Source organism: Frigidibacter sp. (assembly GCF_030695035.1).
Lineage (GTDB): Bacteria > Pseudomonadota > Alphaproteobacteria > Rhodobacterales > Rhodobacteraceae > Frigidibacter.
In genome coordinates this window covers 135,973-153,321 of sequence record NZ_JAUYTT010000020.1, presented here as the reverse complement: position 1 = coordinate 153,321, position 17,349 = coordinate 135,973, and the positions used below count along the sequence as shown (strand labels likewise).

Sequence of the window (17,349 nt, the reverse complement as noted above, 5' to 3'; positions counted from 1 at the left end):
CGCTGATCTGAATCAGGGACCGAGCCGGCGCCGCCGTGAGATGAGTTGGACTGGGCTCCTGCCGGAGAGGGGAACTTCACGGATGACTCTCGATCCCTATGCCGCACTCGGCTTGGCCAAATCGGCCACACCGGACGACATCAAGAAAGCCTACCGCAAGCTGGCGCGCACCAGCCACCCTGATCTGCACCCCGATGACGCCGGAGCCGAGGCGCGGTTCAAGGCTATCTCCGCCGCGTATGATCTGCTGAAGGATCCCGAAACCCGGGCCCGTTTCGACGCGGGTGAGATTGATGCCACGGGCACGGAGCGGCCGCAGCGCCAATACTACCGCGACTTTGCCGAAGCTGGGGGCAACCCCTACCAACAGCGGCATGGCTTTGAAACACATGGCGATCCAGCCGACATCTTCGCCGAGATCCTGCGCCAGCGAACGCGCCAGGGCGCCGAAGGGTTTGGCAGCCGCGGTTTCGCCGCACCCGGCCCCGACCTTCGATACGCGCTTGAAGTGCCATTTCTCGACGCCGTGCGTGGCGGCGAGATGCGCATCACCTTGCCCGGCGGAGATAACCTCGCGGTGCGGATACCGCAGGGGGCGCATGACGGCCAGACCCTGCGCCTGCGCGGCAAGGGCGGGCCGGGCCAGGGCGGCGGTGGACCGGGTGACGTACTCATCACCCTCTCGGTGCGCCCGCATCCGGTCTTCCAGCGAGAGGGCGACGATATCGTGGTGACCCTGCCCATCACCATTGACGAGGCGGTTCTTGGGGCAAAGGTCACGGCACCGACCATCTCGGGGCCCGTGAGCCTGACCATTCCCAAAGGTGTAAGCTCCGGCCGGGTTCTGCGCCTGCGCGGGCGCGGCGTGGCCGGTTCGGGGGGCAAGATTGCGGGCGATCAGCTTGTGGAACTGACGATCGTCTCCCCCCCTGTGATCGATGATACCCTGCGCGATTTTCTGACCGAATGGCGCAAGACCCATTCCCACGACCCACGCGCGGAACTGCTGAACGAGGCCGCATCATGACCGACCATCTTACCGAGGATGAAGTGCTTGCAGCCATTCCGGGGCTGACCCGTACCCGCCTGGTCGCGTTCATCGAGACCGAGTTGATCGTTCCACTGCGCCGGGATGATGACCGCGGTTCGCCCCCTGTGTTCCGCCGGGTCGACTTCGCGCGCGTGCAACTGCTTTGTGATCTGACCAGCGATCTCGACCTGGGTGAAGACGCACTCGCTGTTGTCATCGCGCTGATTGATCAGCTTCATGCTACACGCCAGGAGCTATTGGCGATTGCGCGGGCTGTGGAGGCTGAGCCACCCGACATACGCGCCCGGATCGGATCGGTTCTTGTCGAAAACCACAGATGATGGTTTGTGGCCGCTCTCGACGCAACGCCGCTGCGCTTTTTCTGCCGGAGCGGGGTCGCCCGCTATAGCAACGGCCCGTCCTGATCCAGATAGTCTGGGATGAACCCAGCCAGATCCTTGAGCCTTTCGAAGTCATTGAAGCTGACGAGTTCGTTCTGGAAAGTGACCAATCCGTCTTCGCGCAGGCGCCGCAGGACACGGTTCACATGCACCGGACTGAGACCCAAGGCATCGGCAAGGTAATGCTGCTTGAGCGGACAGCCAAAGCCCGTGTCATCTCCTTTTCCCACCAGCTTCAAGCGCGCTCCCAATTCGAGGAGGTAGTGGGCGACGCGCGCCTCCGCGGAGCGCCGGCCAAGGTCGACAAGGTGTTCCACAACCGTCGCTTCGTCCCGGGCCGCCGCCCATAGAACAGCGGTTGCAATGCGTGGCGCCTGAGAAAAGCAGGCAAGAAGATCTGGAATAAGAACCTCGGACGCCTTGACCGGCGTCACGGCTTCGACGCTATGATCCGACCTGCGAAGCAAGATACTTCGGAGACCCAGAACGTCACCAGGGACATGGAAGTCCACGATCTGTCGCTCGCCTTCGGGGAGCAGCTTGAAAGAACATGCCCAACCTGATTCAACGATAAAAGCGGACAGGCTTCGCTGCCCTTCAAGAATTATCTCCCGCTTGGCCGCAAACGTGCGACGGCGCCGGCGAAGGCGCGCAAGAGCCTGATGTTCCGCGCTGGACAAGGTGACGAAGGCAGCAAGCTTTAGGGAAAGTGGGTCCTCGGGGTTCAGCATTTTGGTTTCCAGCCGTGATCGGGCGCTTGAAGCGTTCGATCGCGCCTAGCCGGAAAAATTGCGCCCGACGCTGATCCTGATTAAATCAACGTATCAGTTGAGGTGCAATCTATCAACCTGCCGACGCCGGGCGGCGCTCTCGCGAACTATCCCCGCGCGGCTGGAGAGGAAAGCCAATCATGCCCGCATCCTGTGACATTGCCGGAACTGCCGCCCTATCAATCTGCGAGTCGTTGCTACTTGCGCTGAGCGATCGAAATATCCTGCCAGAGAACGAAATTGCCGGGATCCTCATGGATGCAGCGGCCGCACATGAGTATGCTTCGGACGAAGCCAGCGCCGAAATGCATGCGGGGGTGGTCGCCTTGATTAAAGCGATCCGGACAGGCGGACATCTTGTTCGCCGGCGCTGAAGGTCGGCCCGGACCCAATAATCACGGCCATCGCCGTAGGTCTGTCGCGCCATCGCAAGGTCCAGAGCAGGGGGGCGCCATCGACATCTGTAACTTGCATGTGGTTGCCATAGATTCCTCGCATCGACGGGTAAATGGGGGTATTCGCGGCGCGTTCGCCGTCAGAGCATCGACATCAGGTGACTGGGTCTAGCCAGACCGCGAACCCTGTCGCCTCAATGTGATCTTGGCAGCGCCCGACGGGTAGTATAGCGAAGATTTGGTGCGAACCAAGGCGGCCCATGACGTGACTTCGGACGAGACCCAGCACATTCCCGGCATCCCTGCAGGTTGCAAAACAGGGTCCGAGGACAGCCAGACACAGCTCGACTCCGCGCTTGAGGCGCTAATGTCAGAGGTGCGCGCAGAAGACGTTCCCGAGCGGATCCGCGACTTGGCCGAGGAGCTGAGCCGGGCCCTCGAAGTGCGCCGGAAGGGGTGAGGCTGCGGGAGTAAGGGGAACCCCCCGCTCGTCGGCGCGTTGGCTGGTATCTTCCCAAGCCTCCCCGAAGGATAGACACCGTGAGCGGTCCCGTTCCCCACGCCCAGACCGTGACCGAGGACCACATCACCTGTGACGTCGTCTCCCTGATCCCGCCACTGCGCGCCTATGCGCGGGCGCTGACCCGGAACAGCGTGGACGCCGACGATCTGGTGCAAGAAACACTGTGCAAGGCGCTGGCGAACCTGCACCGCTTCCAACCGGGAACGCATCTCCGGGCCTGGCTTTTCACCATCATGCGCAACACCTTCTACACCCGCGCCGGCCGGGCCCAACGCGAGGTGACGGGCGGGGCTGACTGCATCTCAGGAACGCTCGTCTCGCAGCCGACGCAGGAATGGTCGGTGCGCGGCAATGAGCTGATGGCCGCCGTCTCGCGCCTGCCGGTGCATTACCGCGAGACCCTGGTGCTGGTGGTGATGCTGGGGGAAAGCTACGAAACGGCGGCGGGCATCTTTGGCTGCACGATTGGCACCATCAAGAGCCGGGTGAACCGGGCCCGCGGGATGGTGCGGCAGGATCTGGGCGATCACGGCGTTTAGCCAAGGTTCGGCACCTCGCCAAGCGGCCCCATCGGGTGGGCGCTGAACGCATCGTTCCCGTCCATCGAGGTGCTTCGGACCAGCGGCCCGGCGCCCGTTCGCCGCCATACTTGTGGAAACCCAGATAGGCATAGCTGAGCTCGGAGCTCTCTTCGGTCGCCAGGAAGCTGTTCGGGATCGCGAACACGTTTTCCGTCCCCCCGGTTCTTCCAGCGCGGCCAGCCCCTGGTTCTGGTGCTGGGCACGCAATCGCAAGGTGTCACCGGCGCGGTCACGCCGCACCGGGGCGGTCAGGGCCGCAATCCCCATCCCCGAACCTGCACCCAGGAGGCCACGAGATGCCACGCCAGAAGTTTCTGGAACAGAAGGCCGATCCACCGGTTTCAAGCGCACCGAAAAGCCGCCTGTCCGGCGAGCGCGCTTGTGCCGGGACAGACGCAGCCGGGCGTTCGCCGCGCCTCAACCTCTCTATCAGGAGACGATCAATGTCCTATTCCAACCACCTGCTTCCGCCTCGCGCCTTCGGGCCCCATTCCGGCGGGACCCGCTAGATGCGCGCGCTGTGCTGGCATGGGAAAGGCGACGTTCGCGTTGACACCGTGCCCGACCCGACAATCGAGCATCCCCGCGACGCCGTGATCAAGATCACCGCCTGCGCCATCTGCGGGTCGGACCTGCATTTGCTGGACGGCTACCAGCCGACGATGGAAAGTGGTGACATCCTGGGCCATGAGAACATGGGCGAGGTGGTCGCGCTTGGGTCTGAGGTCACGAACCTCAAGATCGGCGACCGGGTCGTGGTGCCCTTCACCATCAGCTGCGGCCAATGCTGGTTCTGCCAGAAGGGCCTGTTCTCGCTGTGTGACCGGACCAATCCGAATGCGGAAATAGCCATCAAGGCGATGGGCCATTCGCCGGCGGGCCTGTTCGGCTTCAGCCACATGCTGGGTGGTTATAGCGGCGGACAGGCCGAATACCTGCGCGTGCCGATGGCCGATGTCGGGCCGATCAAGGTGCCGGACAGCGTGACGGACGAGCAGGCGCTGTTCCTGTCGGACATCTTCCCCACCGGCTACATGGCGGCGGTGAACGCGCAAATCGAGCCGGGGGACACCGTCGCGGTCTGGGGCTGCGGCCCTGTCGGTCAGTTCGCCATCCGCTCGGCGCTGATGATGGGCGCGGGCCGGGTCATCGCGATTGACGAGGTGCCCGAGCGGCTGGCCATGGCCGCGGCGGGCGGGGCCGAGACCATCGATTTCTCGGAGCTTGATGTCTACGACGAGCTGATGGTCCGCACCAAGGGTCGCGGCCCGGACAGCTGCATCGACGCCGTCGGCTGCGAGGCTGCGGGCCACGGCGCCGCCGATGCCGTGCTCGACCGGGCCAAGGCGGCGGTGGGGCTGGCGACCGACCGGGTGCATGTCCTGCGCGAGGCGATCTTCAGCTGCCGCAAGGGCGGCACCATCTCAATCCCCGGCGTCTATGTCGGGATGGGGGACAAGCTGCCCATTGGCGCCGCGATGAACAAGGGCCTGACCTTCAAGATGGGCCAAACCCATGTGCAGGCCTATACCAAGCCGCTGCTGGAGAAGATCGAGGCGGGAGAGATCGACCCGAGCTTCGTGGTGACGAATACCACCTCGCTGGAGGAAGCCCCCGAAATGTACAAGAAATTCCGCGACAAGGAGGATGGCGTCATCAAGGTCGTCCTGCGCCCGGGCAGCTGAGGCGGCCCAAGCCGCGACACGGACCAGTCCGGGGACTTGCCTGCCCCCGGGCGGGTTGAAGGTCCGAGAACTTCCATTCGGAGGGCAGGACAATCCGCGCCAGGCGGCCGATTTCGCAGGAGCCTGACAAAGGCGCGTTGCATGATCCACAGACTTCAGCCCGGCACGCGTGAGCGGCCGGGCTGTTCCTCATCCGTTGTAGCCTTGAATGCTCGTCTTGGGCCGGGTGGCGAACCGAACTGGGCGACCGGCTCCCGCGCTACCGCCGCAGGCGATAGGCGACTGCCTGATCCGAAACCTCGGGCTTCAGGATCGAGTTGCCGCCCACGGCGAAGACTACGTAATCCTCGCCCTCATGCGTGAAGACGGCGGGGATCGACACGGCCGGAGCCTCGACCAGGTCCGACCACAGCTCTTCGCCGGTCGCCGCGTCCAGCGCGCGCACGCGGGCATCCATCGAGGCGCCGATGAAGACCACGCCGCCTGCCGTCACCACCGGCCCCCCAAGGGTCGGCGAGCCCCAGTCGGACACCCCGTAGAAGCCGTGGAACTGCGCCTTGCCGAAGGGCACCTCATACAGCAGCTCCCCCGTCGCAAGGTCGATCGCCGAGAAGGTGCCGAACGGCGGCTTCCAGCACGGGATCCCTGCCCAATTGCTCCAATCGGTGAGGTAGATGCCGTAGGGGGAGCCAAGCTGCGGCGAGTAGCCCTCTTCATTGCCGCCCCCTGCCGGGTCCAGCGCGTCATACTCGGCGCGCGGGATCAGCTGGATCAGCTGCACGATGCGCGAGGCATTGCTGTAGAGGATGCCGCTGCGCGGATCGACCGCGACCCCGCCCCAGTTCGTGGCGCCTGCCGTGCCGGGAAACATCAGCGTCCCCTGTTCGGAAGGCGGGGTGTAGATGCCCTGATAGAGATACTTCTCGCGGTCGCGCGAGCATTGTCCGAAACCGACGATATCGGCAAGGGGCCACACCTCAGGCAGTTCCAGCGCGCCACCGACGGGTGCGGGGGTCATCGCGAAGGGCTGCGTAGGGGCCGTGACCTCGCCTTCTGCGGTGCTTTCCGGCACCGGGCGCTCCTCGATGGGAAACAGCGGCTCACCTGTCCGGCGGTCGAGGACGAACAAGAAGCCCTGCTTGGTCGCCTGCACCAGCGCCGGGATGGTCTGACCATCGCGCGTGATATCGACCAGCGTCGGGGCCGAGGGCGTGTCGTAATCCCAGATGTCGTGGCGCACATGCTGGAAGGTCCAGACGACCTCGCCCGAGGCAATATCCAGCGCGGTCACCGACGTGGCCAGCGGCAGCGGTTCGGTCCGGTCCCCGCCCCAGTAGTTCGGGCTCGGGGACGAGACCGGTGCATAGACAAGCCCAAGCTCGGGATCGGCCGTCATCGCCGTCCAGATATTCGCGGTGCCGGTCTTCGGGATCATCTCGGGCGGGATGAAGCCGGTATCCCAAAGCAGCTCACCCGTCCGCGCATCGATGGCCAGCAGGTTGCCGGGCGGCGCGACGGCATATTCCCAGTCCTTCCCCGCCCAACCCAGCAGCAGCACGTCCCCTACGACCAGAGGCGGCTGGAGAAGCGAGAAGGGAAAGACGTCGTTGACGTCGTTCCACTGGTTGACGTTCAGCACGCCGCCTTCGGCGAAACCTGCGCAGCGTTGGCCGGTATCGGCGTCGACCGCGTGCAGTTCGGCATCCATCGTGCCCAGAAAGACCCGCTTTTCGCAGATGCCCGACTGACCGCTTTCCCAATAGGCGACGCCGCGGTTCTTCAGGGCCGGCTGGGTCAGCGCCTCCAGCCGTGACTCGCTGTCGTAGGTCCAGCGTTCCGCCCCGGTCGCAGGGTTGAGGGCGACGATGCGGTAGAAGGGTGTGCCGAGATAGAGGGTGCCGTTTGCATAGATGGGCGTGGCCGACCATACTGTCTCTGGCAGGTCTCCGGACCCATCGGCGACATCGCCGGTGCGATAGTCCCAGGCCCGCTCCAGATTGCCCACGGTCTCGGGGGTAATGGTGCCGGCGTGGGAGAATTTGGTGGAGGCCAGATCGCCGTGGAACGCCGTCCAGCTGTCCTGCTGCGCATGGGCAGCCGAGGCGGTGAGGAGGGTCAGGGCGGCCGGCAAGATGCGAGCGGTCATGAAAACCTCCTGCGTTGGCTGGAAAGGACGAATGCCAGGGCCATAAGCGTGACGACCATCGCCGCCAGCAGGAGCGTTTGCATCAGGAAATAGGCCGCGAGGGCGGTCAGCAGCACCGCGATCATGGCAAGCGTCACAAGGCTGACGAACCAGCTGCGCGGCAAGGGTCGCATCAGGACGACCACGATGACCGAGGCGACGAAGACGCTGCCGAGAAGGGCGAGGGCCGCCCCGAGGGTTCCGTCGACGCCGGTGTTTCCGAACGGCGCCACAAGCGCAACGGTCGCGATAGCAACGCCGACGAGGGCCGGAAACAGGGGGATTGCATTCAATTTGTTCATGGCAACCAAACGGCGGTCACGTCGAATTGTTCCTGGTTTAGGGTCGACTTCAGCCTTTGGACCTAAACCAGAATATTCACGGAGCTTGCTGATATGTGGGACTTCGAAATCCCGTCATACGCCGCAAATTACTGCCTGCGACCCAATTTGGCGCTATGAGTGCCCGAAGGCCACCGATCCGGGACACGAAGGGCACCCCTGCAAGCGCAAGGAAAGACGCCGCGAACACGGTCCATCCTGCTTTTTCAGGCGTCGGCCTTTTCCATCAGCCGCCGGATATGGCCGGCGAAAGCCCATGTGGCGGGGATGCCCAGTGCCGCGCCGCCGATGACGGACTGCACGGGCGTCAGAACCGGCCAGCCGACCCACGATGCGATCAGCGAGGCGAAGAACAGATTGACCGCCATGGCCCCGGCCCCGAACGGGTAGAGGATAAGGGTCAGGCGCACTTGGGTCATTTGCGGCTGATCAGCCATTGCACGGCGACCAAGGCCATCAGCAGCAGTACCGAGGCGGCGAAATAGCTGATCTCGGCCTGCGCGGTCTGCGGCTGCGGGATCGGACGCTGGAAGGCCTCGGCAAAGGCTATGGTCGGGGCGAGGATGGCGGCAAGGCAGAGGGGAAGGCGCATGTCAGGTCTCCTGTGTCAGCGAACGGTAGATGTCGGGAAGGGCACGGCCAAGCCGCGCGGGGTCGGGCAGCAGGGTGAAGCCGGCGCGGCCGAAGATGCGGGCGAACCAGTCCTGCCCGTCGGCATCGACGATCACGGCATGGACCGCCTGCCCCGCGCGGCGCGCCTCGCGCACCGCCATGTGGCTGTCTTCGATGCCGTGGATGCCCTCGTAATGGTCGAGGTCGTTGGGCTTGCCATCGGTCAGCACCAGCAGCAGCTTGCGGGCCGAGGGCTCGGCGGCAAGCTGGGTTGAGGCATGGCGGATCGCCGCCCCCAGCCGTGTATAGTGGCCGGGATGCAGCCCGCCAATGCGGGCAGTCACCTCGGGCGTCACCCGCCCCTCGAACCCCTTGCAGCGGGTCAGGAACACCCGGTCGCGGCGCAGCGAGGAAAAGCCCCATATAGCCAGCCGGTCCCCCGCGGCGTCGATGCCGCCCGCCAGCGCCGCCAGCGCCTCGCGCATCGTGTCGATGATGCTGCGCGTGCCCACGACGGATTCGGTGGAGCGCGAGCAATCCATCAGGATCGCCACCGACAGGTCGCGCTCCACCTGCCGCAGGTCGCGGAAGATACGGTCGCTCGCCTGCCCGCTGGCGCGCAGCGTGACGCGCGCGGCGATCAGCGCGTCAAGGTCCAGTTCCGCCCCGTCCACCTGCCGGGGCATCAGGATGCGGCGGGGGCGCAGCGCCTGGAACTGCTGGCGCACGCGGGCCATCAGGCGGGGATCGGGGGCGAAGCTCTCGCCCGGGGCACCATCCGCCTCCAGCACGCGGGTGTGGTCCGGCATGTAGCCGCGGGCGCGGTGGTTCCATTCGGGGTAGGTGAAGCGGTCCGACAGCCGTTCATGGTCCGCATCTTGCGGCGCAAGGTCCAGATGCAGGCGCAGACGGGTCGCGGCGCGCTTGTGGTGGCGGGTCAGGGCGATGTGGTCCTGATCCTCGGCCGCCTTCTGGGCGTTTTCCAGATCGTCATCATCGGTGGCACGGTTCAGCCCCATGCTCTCGACCCATGAGAAGATGGATTCGAAGCGGTGCATGATGAAACTGTCGGTGCGGTTGGCCTGCTCGTTATCCTCGCGCATCGCCTGCTTGCGGGTGGCAGAGGCAAGGCCGGGAGGGGCGCTGATCGCATCGCCATCTTGCGCGGCACTCGCCCCGGCACCGTGCTCATCCAGTCGCAGCCAGATCGGCAACGGTGCCAGCGGAGCATAGCCGCGCGGGGCGGGGGCTGTGTCTTGCGGCGGCAGCGCCTCGCCCGCGAGCACGGCGCGCGCAAGATCGGCCACCCGGCGTTCGGCCGGGGAGGCGGCAGTCAGGGGCGCGGCGACCAGATGCGCGCACATCACGGCATGGGGCGCGCGCAGGCCGGGGCAGAGCAGCAGGACCCGGGTCGAAGCCCGGTGCATTGCCGCCAGATGCGCAATGTCGGCAGCCAAGGGGTCAGCGGGCGCGGCGCAGGGCGGCGAGAGGGCCGCCAGCGCGGCCAGCCACAGATAGGCGGCGCGGTTCAGCTCTACCGTCGGGAACGCGTCCATCACCGGCGGCAGGCGCAGGCTGGCGCCGTCGAAACGGGCGACATGCTCCAGCACCCGGGCCTCGGCGAGATGCGCACCAAGCCCGCGGCGGTGGCGCGAGGCGGTGCCGGGGCTGGCCGCAACCTCGACCCCCGGCACGCCGCCAAGCGCGCGGAACAGCAGCGTGACGCTGGGGCGCATGGTCTCCAGCGTGACGGCGCTGCCCTGATGGCCCGTCACCGGCGCCAGCCGCAGGGCGAGCCCGTGCCAGAGGTTGCCCATCGTCTCCTCGGGCTCCATCAGGTCCATCGGGTGCAGGGCCATGGCGCTACCCGTAGACGCTGGCGATGAGGTCGCGCAGGGCCTGCGCCACGTCGGGCTCATCGGTCAGCGGCTCGACCACGGCGGCCTGCAGGGCGCGCTCGATCGGCATCCCCCCGGCAATCAGGCTGGCGGCGTAGATCAGCAGGCGGGTGGACACGCCCTCCTCCAGATCCATGCCCGACAGCGCGCGGATCATCCCCGCCAGCCGCACCAGCGGGGCAACCCGCGCCGCATCGAGCCCGCTTTCGCGCGCCACCACGGTCACTTCGGTCGCCGCATCGGGAAAGCCGAAGGTGATCGACAGGAAGCGCTGCCGGGTCGAAGGCTTCAGGCGCTTGAGGATGTTCTGGTAGCCTGGGTTGTAGCTGGCCACCAGCATGAAGCCCGGCGGGGCCAGCAACTCCTCGCCGGTGCGGTCGATCATCAGGGTGCGGCGGTTGTCGGTGAGCGGATGCAGCACCACCGTCACGTCCTTGCGCGCCTCAATCACCTCATCGAGGTAGCAGATCGCCCCTTCCCGCACGGCGCGGGTCAGCGGGCCATCCACCCATTCCGTCTCGCCGCCGCGCAGCAGGTAGCGGCCGATCAGGTCGGCGGCGGAGAGGTCATCGTGGCAGGCGACGGTGTAGAGGGGGCGGCCGAGACGGGCCGCCATATGCTCCACGAACCGGGTCTTGCCGCAGCCGGTCGGCCCCTTCAGAAGAAGGGGAAGACCTTTGGCATGGGCCGCCTCGAACAGCGCGCATTCCTGCGCAACGGGGCGGTAGTAGGGCGCCGTGCGGTCGGCGCGGTCCGGGGCGAGCGCGTTCATACGGTCTCTCCCTCTGCCTGTCCGTCAGGCTTGGGCATGGTGTTCGGCGTGATCACCTCACGCCGCACCACGACCTGGCTGTAGATGAACAGCAGCGCCCCCAGCACCACGCAGACGCCAGCGCCAAGACGCATCATGTAGAACAGGGCCAGCTGGTCCTGCACATCCATGTAATAGTCGCCGACGATGCGCTGCATATGGGTCTGGATCGTGCCGGCAAATGTCAGCACGAAGGTCATGAACGCCATGCCGCCGGTCATCAGCCAGAACGAGATCATGTTCAGCACCTGATTATAAGGCGCCCTGCCCCGCAGCAGCGGCATCGCATAGGTGATGATGGCAAGGTTCATCGCGACATAGGCGCCGTAGAAGGACAGGTGGCCATGCGCCGCGGTGATCTGGGTGCCGTGGGTGTAGAAGTTCACGCCGTGGAAGGTATGGAGGAAACCCCAGACGCCTGCCCCGAAGAACGCGACAGTGGCAGATCCAAGCGCCCACAGAAGCGCCGCCTTGTTGGGATGGTTGCGGCGGCCCTTCCAGACCATGATGAACGCAAAGGACATCATCGCGAAGAACGGCACCACCTCGAAGGCCGAGAAGATCGAGCCGGTCCACTGCCAGTAGCCTGGAAGGCCGATCCAGTAGAAGTGGTGCCCGGTGCCGAGGATGCCCGAGAATAGCGCGGTGGCGACGATGACATAGAGCCACTTCTCCACCACCTCGCGGTCGACACCCGTCAGCTTCAGCATCAGGAAGGCGAGGATCGCAGCCATCACCAGCTCCCATGTGCCTTCGACCCACAGGTGGACGACGAACCACCAATACATCTTGTCGAGGCTAAGGTTGTTAGGGTTGACGAAGGCGAAGATCCACAGCAGCGACAACAGCCACAGCCCGGTCAGCAGCACGCCGGTGATCGCCGTCTTGCGCCCGGCCAGCACGGTCATCGAGATGTTGATCAAGAAGATCACCGCGGCGACGAGGATGCCGAACTTGACCCAGAGCGGCTGCTCCAGAAACTCCCGCCCTCCATGGATGCCGACGAGGTAGCCACCGACGGCCCCAAGGGTGCCGACCACCAGGATGATCAGCTGCAGATAGGCCAGCTTGACCGACCAGATCTCCCGCTCTGCCTCCTCGGGCACAAGGAAATAGGCAGCCCCGAAGAACCCCAGCAGCAGCCAGACGATCAACGCATTGGTGTGGATCATGCGGATGATGTTGAAGGGCAGCAATTCGGACAGGGTGTTGGGCCAGACATAGATCCAGCCGGCCATCAGCCCGCCGATGACCTGAATGCCGAACAGCCCCATCGCCACCAGGAAGTAGGCGTAGGCGACCTTTTGCGATTGGTATTTCATGTGCTCTCTCCTAGCCCGCATCCGTCGGCGGCCAGCCTTGGGTGTCGGTCTGATCGGCCCAGCGCAGAAACTCTGCCAGACCGCGCATCTCTTCGGGGGTGATCTCGAAGAACGGCATCTGGCGCCGCCCTTCGATGCCGCTTGGCTGTGCAGCCATCCAGCCATCCAGCGTCTCGTACGCGGTTTCCGGATCATCCTGCACGCCCCAGCGGGTCATGACATTGCCAAGCTCTGGCGCGAAATAGGCGCCCTCGCCATGCAGGGTGTGGCAGTTGATGCAGCTGTGCCGCTCCCAGACATGCTTGCCAAGGATCACCTCGGGCGACAACGGCATGCCGGCGGTGGAGACGTTCACCACATAGCGGTGGGAATGGACCGTCATGGCGATGAACACGACGATGAAGAACAGCGAGCCGCCATAGAAGATGTTCCGGGCCCGTGACTTCGTGAGGATCTCTGACATGGCGTCATCCTGGCGATTGTTGCGGATCGGGCCGGTCTATCCCGCGCCGCTGCGGGCGACGTTGTGCCAGCACAACGACGTAGGGCGTTTGCGCGGCGAGGCTGCGGCACGGCCCACCCGGCCGAGGCGGAGGCATTATGCGCGGCCCCAAGCTCGACGATCCCGACCTGCCGCTGCGGCTGCTGTTCGACCGCTGGCCCGAGGCGGCGACGGTGTTCATATCGCGCAAGATGCTGTGCTTCGGCTGCCCGATCTCACCTTTTCACACGGTGATCGATGCCTGCGCCGAATATGCGCTGGACGAGGACGCCTTCCGCGCCGCGCTGGCCGCGGCGGTGGCGTAAAGCGCCTGCGCCTTAGCCTGAATTATCGGATCGTCGGCATCGGTGCCGAGTCCCGCCCCGCTCATCACCACAAGGCGGTGCGGATCTGTCACGATCACAAGGCAGCGGGTGCTTTTCACCACACCGTCCCGCTCCCAAAGGCTCAGCACCCGGCTGACGGTGTGCAATGTGGTGCCGGTCATGTCGGCGATATTCTGCCGGGTGATCGGAAAGCCGATCTCGATGCCGCCGGCGACTTTGCGCCCGGATTGGCCGATCATCCGAAGCAAGGCACAGGCGATGCGCTGTTCCACCAATTGGGTCGACAGCTCGACGATCCGGTTGCTCATCTCATCGGCCCGGGCGCCAAAGGCCCGGAAGGTTTCAACGGCAAAACCATCATACGCGCTGGAAAAACCCGGCCAAAGGGCATTGGGCCATGAGAGGACGCGGCAGTCACCGGCGGCAATCGCCGATGCGTGATACGTCTCCTGCCCAAGCGCGGCCCCGATCCCGAACACCTGCCCGGCCTGGATGTGGAGCAAGATGATCTGGTCGCCTTCGGCCGTCACCCTGACGAGACGGATGTTGCCGGACATCAGCAGATGAAACCGCCGGACAGGCTGCCCCTCGTCAAAGACCGTGGCGCCGCCCGTCAGGTGCCGCGAATCGGACAGGGCAAGGATCTCGCGCAATTGCCGCAGATCGAGGCGGCAGAACGGTGGCATTGCGCCAAGCTGGTTGATGTCGGGCCTGATCATCGGGCTGTCCAGAGGTTGAGCCAGCACAACGACGCTGACGTTCATCCTGGGGCACCGTCCGGGCCAAGGTGCTGACGCAGATCAGGGGTAAGTCCGTTTCCGGTCCCGCCTTGTGGCTTGGACTTCGTGCGCCGTCTCCACCACGACAAAGGACAGCTGTAGACCATGCCCACCCCGACCCGCCCGCCCTATGCCGGCCCCGCGTTGTTCAGCTACGGGTTCCGGCCGCTGTTCCTTGCCGCGGGCCTCTTCGCGGTGCTGATCGTCCCGCTGTGGATGGCGGTGTGGTCGGGACATGTGACCCTGTCCGGCCCGTTCTCGGCGCTGGACTGGCATATCCATGAAATGCTGTTCGGCTATACCTCGGCCGTGATCGCGGGGTTCCTGTTCACCGCGATCCCGAACTGGACCGGGCGGATGCCGACGCGGGGCTGGCCGCTGATGGCGCTGGCGGGTCTATGGGCCCTCGGGAGGCTGGCAATGGCCTTCGCGCCTTGGCCGCTGCTGGTGATGGTGGTGGATTGCGCCTTCCTTCTCGCCATTGGCGCGATGGTGGTGACGGAAATCGTGGCCGGCCGGAACTGGCGGAACCTGATGGTGGTGGTGCCGGTGCTGCTCTATCTGGCCGCAAACATCACCTTCCATCTGGAGGCAATGGTTCAGGGCAGCGCCGACATCGGCCGCCGCCTTGGCTTTGCGATGGTCACGCTGCTGATCACGCTGATCGGCGGGCGGATCATCCCCAGCTTTACCCGCAACTGGCTGACCAAACAGGGGCCGGGCCCGCTGCCGGTGCCGTTCGGGCGCTTCGATGCCGCCTGCCTTGCGGTGACGCTGGCGGCGCTGCTGATCTGGGTGGCGGTGCCGGAGACGGCGCCGTCCGGGGCGGGATTGCTGCTGGCCGGGGCTTTGCAGGCCGTGCGGCTGGCGCGGTGGCGCGGCATCCGCGTCTGGCGCTCGCCGCTGCTGGCGATGCTGCATCTGGCCTTTGCCTTCATCCCTGCGGGGCTGGCCGCCTTGGGGCTGGCCTCGCTCGGGATCTGGCCGGCGGTGACGGGGTTGCACCTCTTGGGCATCGGCGGGATTGGCGGGATGACACTGTCGGTGATGATCCGCGCCTCGCTTGGCCATACCGCGCGCGAGCTGGTGGCGGGGCGGGCGCTGACGGTGGCTTTCGGGTGTGTGGCGCTGGCGGCGGTGGTTCGGGTGGTGGTGCCCTCGGGCGCGGGCCTCTGGGTCGCGGCCACGCTGTGGGTGCTGGGGTTTGGTCTCTTCATCTGGCGGTTCGGGCCGATCCTGAGCCAGCCCAATCCGGCGCGGCGGGCGCCCGGCGGGCGATAGCCGTTGTACCGACCCCCGGCACCTTTACACTGCGCGTCAGAGATGGAGGCACGGCATGGGCGCGATCAGCTTTGAAGACGGCCGGATCGAGGTCGATGCGGCGCTGGTGGCCAAGGCCCTGCAGCTCGACCCCGAGGCGCTGCGCGCCGCCCTGCGCAGCGGCGGCGTCACCAGCCAGTGCGAGACGGGCATGGATGAGGATGCCGGGCGCTTTCGCCTGACGTTCTTCTCCGCCACCCGGCGGCTGCGGCTGACCGTCGATGCCAGCGGCACCATCCTGCAAACCTCTACCGCCGATTACCGCCGCTGACCCTCAGCCCTCGGCACCGCTCAGCAGCACCAGCCGGTGCGGCGCGGTCACGGTGATCTTGCGGCGTTCGGAAGCCACGATCCCTTCGCGCTCCCACGCGCTCAGCAAGCGGCTGACGGTGTGCAGCGTGGTGCCGGTCATGTCGGAGATGTTCTGCCGGGTGATCGGGATGCCGATCTCGATCCCGCCCTCGACCTTGCGGCCCATTTGGGTGACGAGGCGCAGGATGGCATTGGCGATGCGCTGTTCCACCTGCTGCGTTGCCAGTTCCACGATCCGGTTGTTCATCTCGCCTACGCGGGCGCCCACGACCTTGTAGGTCTCGGTGGCAAAGCCGTCATGGCGGGCGGTGAACTCGGCCCAGAGCCGGTTCGGCCAGGCCAGCACCACACATTCATCCGCCGTCATCGCGGTCGCCGGATAGGCGGTATGGCCAAGCGCCGCACCGATCCCGAACAGCTGCCCCGGCGCGATATGCAGCGCGATGATCTGGTCCCCTGCCGCCGTGGTGCGGATCACCCTTATGTGGCCGTCCAGCAGCAGGAAGAACCGCTCCACCGGCATCCCCTCGCTGAACACCGGCACCCCGGCATCGAAGCGCAGCGCCTGCGCCGCATCGAGGATCTCGCGGATCTGCGGGCGGGCGAGCTTGCGGAACGGCGGCAGGCCGGTCAGCAGGCTTTCGTCGAGTTTGTGCAAACGCAGCCTCCGAGGTTGTGGCAGCACAACGAGCCGCGCGCGACCTTAGCCTAGAACCGGGGCAACACCAATCGCTGCCATCCTTGGAAAGGACGCACCATGTTCCCGAAACTGATCACGACTACCTTTGCTGCCGGCCTTGCCGCCCTGCTGCTGGCCCCGGCCGCCCATGCCGCCAATGTCGATGTGCTGATGCTGAACAAAGGCGCCGAGGGCGCTATGGTCTTCGAGCCGGCTTTTGTGAAGGTCGCCCCCGGCGACACCGTCACCTTCATCTCGACCGACAAGGGCCACAACGTCGAGGGTATCAAGGACATGCTGCCCGAGGGCGTAGAGGCGTTCAAAAGCAAGATGGGCGAGGACTATGTGCTGACCATCGACGCCGAGGGCCTTTATGGTGTGAAGTGCACGCCGCATTACAGCATGGGCATGGTCGCCCTGATCCAGTCCGGAACGCCGGTCAATCTGGAAACGGCCGCGGCTGTCACCCAGAAGGGCAAGGCGAAAGCCCGGTTCGAGCCGCTGTTCGCGCAGGTTGCAGAGTAAGTTTGTCTGAAGCGCCCCGCGGTTCGGAGCGATTCAATCCGCAAACGGCGCTGCGAAGAGATTCTGCGGCCTGACGCTCTCACAACGCTCCCTTGCAGAATTTCGGCGACAAGACGAAATTCTGCTGTGCCCGCCCCCCTCAGGGCGGGCACATTCGTACCCACTAGGCGGTTCCATCAGAATTTAGCATCCTCCGAACCAAGCGGCACCCCCCTTGCCCTGCGGCTTGCGCCTCCGGGCAACCCGCGGGACGGAGGTGTTGGCCGAGGAGAAATGGACCACATAACTGTTCTGCCGCCCGCGGGTGAGGGCGAGGAAGACGGCGGGGCTCGGATCGGCCGGCTGCATTGCT

Annotated in this window: 20 protein-coding genes; 9 read left to right on the top strand and 11 right to left on the bottom strand. The window is 65.6% G+C overall.

Features of this window, described 5'->3' with window-relative positions:
• Positions 1 to 82: 82 nt before the first annotated feature.
• Positions 83 to 1,027 carry a J domain-containing protein gene (locus tag Q8S30_RS18275; RefSeq protein WP_305667454.1) on the top strand — a complete coding sequence of 315 codons (945 nt, stop codon included), beginning with the start codon at positions 83 to 85 and terminating at the stop codon, positions 1,025 to 1,027.
• Complete coding sequence (locus Q8S30_RS18270; protein WP_305667453.1) at positions 1,024 to 1,371, top strand: hypothetical protein; 348 nt, start codon at positions 1,024 to 1,026, stop codon at positions 1,369 to 1,371. The genes Q8S30_RS18275 and Q8S30_RS18270 overlap by 4 nt, the downstream gene beginning before the upstream one ends.
• 62 nt (positions 1,372 to 1,433) lie before the next feature.
• Here Q8S30_RS18270 and Q8S30_RS18265 read toward each other — a convergent pair whose 3' ends face one another.
• On the bottom strand, positions 1,434 to 2,162 hold the full coding sequence (locus Q8S30_RS18265) for a Crp/Fnr family transcriptional regulator (RefSeq protein ID WP_305667452.1): 729 nt from the start codon (positions 2,160 to 2,162) through the stop codon (positions 1,434 to 1,436).
• A 179-nt stretch (positions 2,163 to 2,341) separates the two neighbouring features.
• Between Q8S30_RS18265 and Q8S30_RS18260 the strand changes: the two genes are divergently transcribed.
• The 3 genes from Q8S30_RS18260 to Q8S30_RS18250 all read left to right on the top strand — a co-directional run bounded on the left by Q8S30_RS18260 (position 2,342) and on the right by Q8S30_RS18250 (position 5,385).
• Positions 2,342 to 2,575, top strand: coding sequence for a hypothetical protein (locus Q8S30_RS18260; protein WP_305667451.1), 234 nt, complete (start codon positions 2,342 to 2,344; stop codon positions 2,573 to 2,575).
• A gap of 561 nt (positions 2,576 to 3,136) precedes the next feature.
• Entirely contained in the window at positions 3,137 to 3,658 is a 522-nt protein-coding gene (locus Q8S30_RS18255) for a sigma-70 family RNA polymerase sigma factor (protein WP_305667450.1), read from the top strand.
• Between the two features lie 551 nt (positions 3,659 to 4,209).
• On the top strand, positions 4,210 to 5,385 hold the full coding sequence (locus tag Q8S30_RS18250; protein ID WP_305667449.1) for a zinc-dependent alcohol dehydrogenase: 1,176 nt from the start codon (positions 4,210 to 4,212) through the stop codon (positions 5,383 to 5,385).
• 259 nt (positions 5,386 to 5,644) lie between these two features.
• On the opposite strand, the gene Q8S30_RS18245 is transcribed toward Q8S30_RS18250, so the two are convergent.
• The 8 genes from Q8S30_RS18245 to Q8S30_RS18210 all read right to left on the bottom strand — a co-directional run bounded on the left by Q8S30_RS18245 (position 5,645) and on the right by Q8S30_RS18210 (position 13,017).
• On the bottom strand, positions 5,645 to 7,531 hold the full coding sequence (locus Q8S30_RS18245) for a pyrroloquinoline quinone-dependent dehydrogenase (protein ID WP_305667448.1): 1,887 nt from the start codon (positions 7,529 to 7,531) through the stop codon (positions 5,645 to 5,647).
• On the bottom strand, positions 7,528 to 7,872 hold the full coding sequence (locus Q8S30_RS18240) for a hypothetical protein (protein WP_305667447.1): 345 nt from the start codon (positions 7,870 to 7,872) through the stop codon (positions 7,528 to 7,530). Before Q8S30_RS18240 ends, Q8S30_RS18245 begins: the two co-directional genes overlap by 4 nt.
• A gap of 245 nt (positions 7,873 to 8,117) precedes the next feature.
• Positions 8,118 to 8,330 (bottom strand): NnrT protein, encoded by a 213-nt coding sequence (locus Q8S30_RS18235; RefSeq protein ID WP_305667446.1) that lies wholly within the window; start codon positions 8,328 to 8,330, stop codon positions 8,118 to 8,120.
• The gene (locus Q8S30_RS18230) at positions 8,327 to 8,503 is read right to left on the bottom strand and encodes a hypothetical protein (protein WP_305667445.1); all 177 of its coding nucleotides are present in this window, start codon (positions 8,501 to 8,503) and stop codon (positions 8,327 to 8,329) included. Before Q8S30_RS18230 ends, Q8S30_RS18235 begins: the two co-directional genes overlap by 4 nt.
• Position 8,504: 1 nt before the next feature.
• On the bottom strand, positions 8,505 to 10,382 hold the full coding sequence (locus Q8S30_RS18225) for a nitric oxide reductase activation protein NorD (RefSeq protein ID WP_305667444.1): 1,878 nt from the start codon (positions 10,380 to 10,382) through the stop codon (positions 8,505 to 8,507).
• Positions 10,383 to 10,386: 4 nt separating this feature from the next.
• Positions 10,387 to 11,193 (bottom strand): CbbQ/NirQ/NorQ/GpvN family protein, encoded by an 807-nt coding sequence (locus tag Q8S30_RS18220; protein ID WP_305667443.1) that lies wholly within the window; start codon positions 11,191 to 11,193, stop codon positions 10,387 to 10,389.
• On the bottom strand, positions 11,190 to 12,554 hold the full coding sequence (locus Q8S30_RS18215) for a cbb3-type cytochrome c oxidase subunit I (protein WP_305667442.1): 1,365 nt from the start codon (positions 12,552 to 12,554) through the stop codon (positions 11,190 to 11,192). Before Q8S30_RS18215 ends, Q8S30_RS18220 begins: the two co-directional genes overlap by 4 nt.
• Before the next feature lie 10 nt (positions 12,555 to 12,564).
• Positions 12,565 to 13,017 carry a cytochrome c gene (locus Q8S30_RS18210; RefSeq protein ID WP_305667441.1) on the bottom strand — a complete coding sequence of 151 codons (453 nt, stop codon included), beginning with the start codon at positions 13,015 to 13,017 and terminating at the stop codon, positions 12,565 to 12,567.
• A 137-nt stretch (positions 13,018 to 13,154) separates the two neighbouring features.
• Between Q8S30_RS18210 and Q8S30_RS18205 the strand changes: the two genes are divergently transcribed.
• On the top strand, positions 13,155 to 13,361 hold the full coding sequence (locus Q8S30_RS18205) for a hypothetical protein (RefSeq protein WP_305667440.1): 207 nt from the start codon (positions 13,155 to 13,157) through the stop codon (positions 13,359 to 13,361).
• Here Q8S30_RS18205 and Q8S30_RS18200 read toward each other — a convergent pair.
• Complete coding sequence (locus Q8S30_RS18200) at positions 13,280 to 14,101, bottom strand: Crp/Fnr family transcriptional regulator (protein WP_371135550.1); 822 nt, start codon at positions 14,099 to 14,101, stop codon at positions 13,280 to 13,282. The two genes, Q8S30_RS18205 and Q8S30_RS18200, sit on opposite strands and share 82 nt — an antisense overlap.
• Positions 14,102 to 14,266: 165 nt before the next feature.
• On the opposite strand from Q8S30_RS18200, the gene Q8S30_RS18195 reads away from it, so the two are divergent.
• Together Q8S30_RS18195 and Q8S30_RS18190 are read left to right on the top strand one after the other, a co-directional pair.
• Positions 14,267 to 15,442 carry an NnrS family protein gene (locus tag Q8S30_RS18195; RefSeq protein WP_305667439.1) on the top strand — a complete coding sequence of 392 codons (1,176 nt, stop codon included), beginning with the start codon at positions 14,267 to 14,269 and terminating at the stop codon, positions 15,440 to 15,442.
• A gap of 55 nt (positions 15,443 to 15,497) precedes the next feature.
• Entirely contained in the window at positions 15,498 to 15,752 is a 255-nt protein-coding gene (locus tag Q8S30_RS18190) for a DUF6522 family protein (RefSeq protein WP_305667438.1), read from the top strand.
• Between the two features lie 3 nt (positions 15,753 to 15,755).
• Here Q8S30_RS18190 and Q8S30_RS18185 read toward each other — a convergent pair whose 3' ends face one another.
• Complete coding sequence (locus tag Q8S30_RS18185) at positions 15,756 to 16,451, bottom strand: Crp/Fnr family transcriptional regulator (RefSeq protein WP_305667437.1); 696 nt, start codon at positions 16,449 to 16,451, stop codon at positions 15,756 to 15,758.
• A 99-nt stretch (positions 16,452 to 16,550) separates the two neighbouring features.
• On the opposite strand from Q8S30_RS18185, the gene Q8S30_RS18180 reads away from it, so the two are divergent.
• Positions 16,551 to 16,997, top strand: coding sequence for a pseudoazurin (locus tag Q8S30_RS18180; RefSeq protein WP_305667436.1), 447 nt, complete (start codon positions 16,551 to 16,553; stop codon positions 16,995 to 16,997).
• Positions 16,998 to 17,349 lie beyond the last annotated feature (352 nt).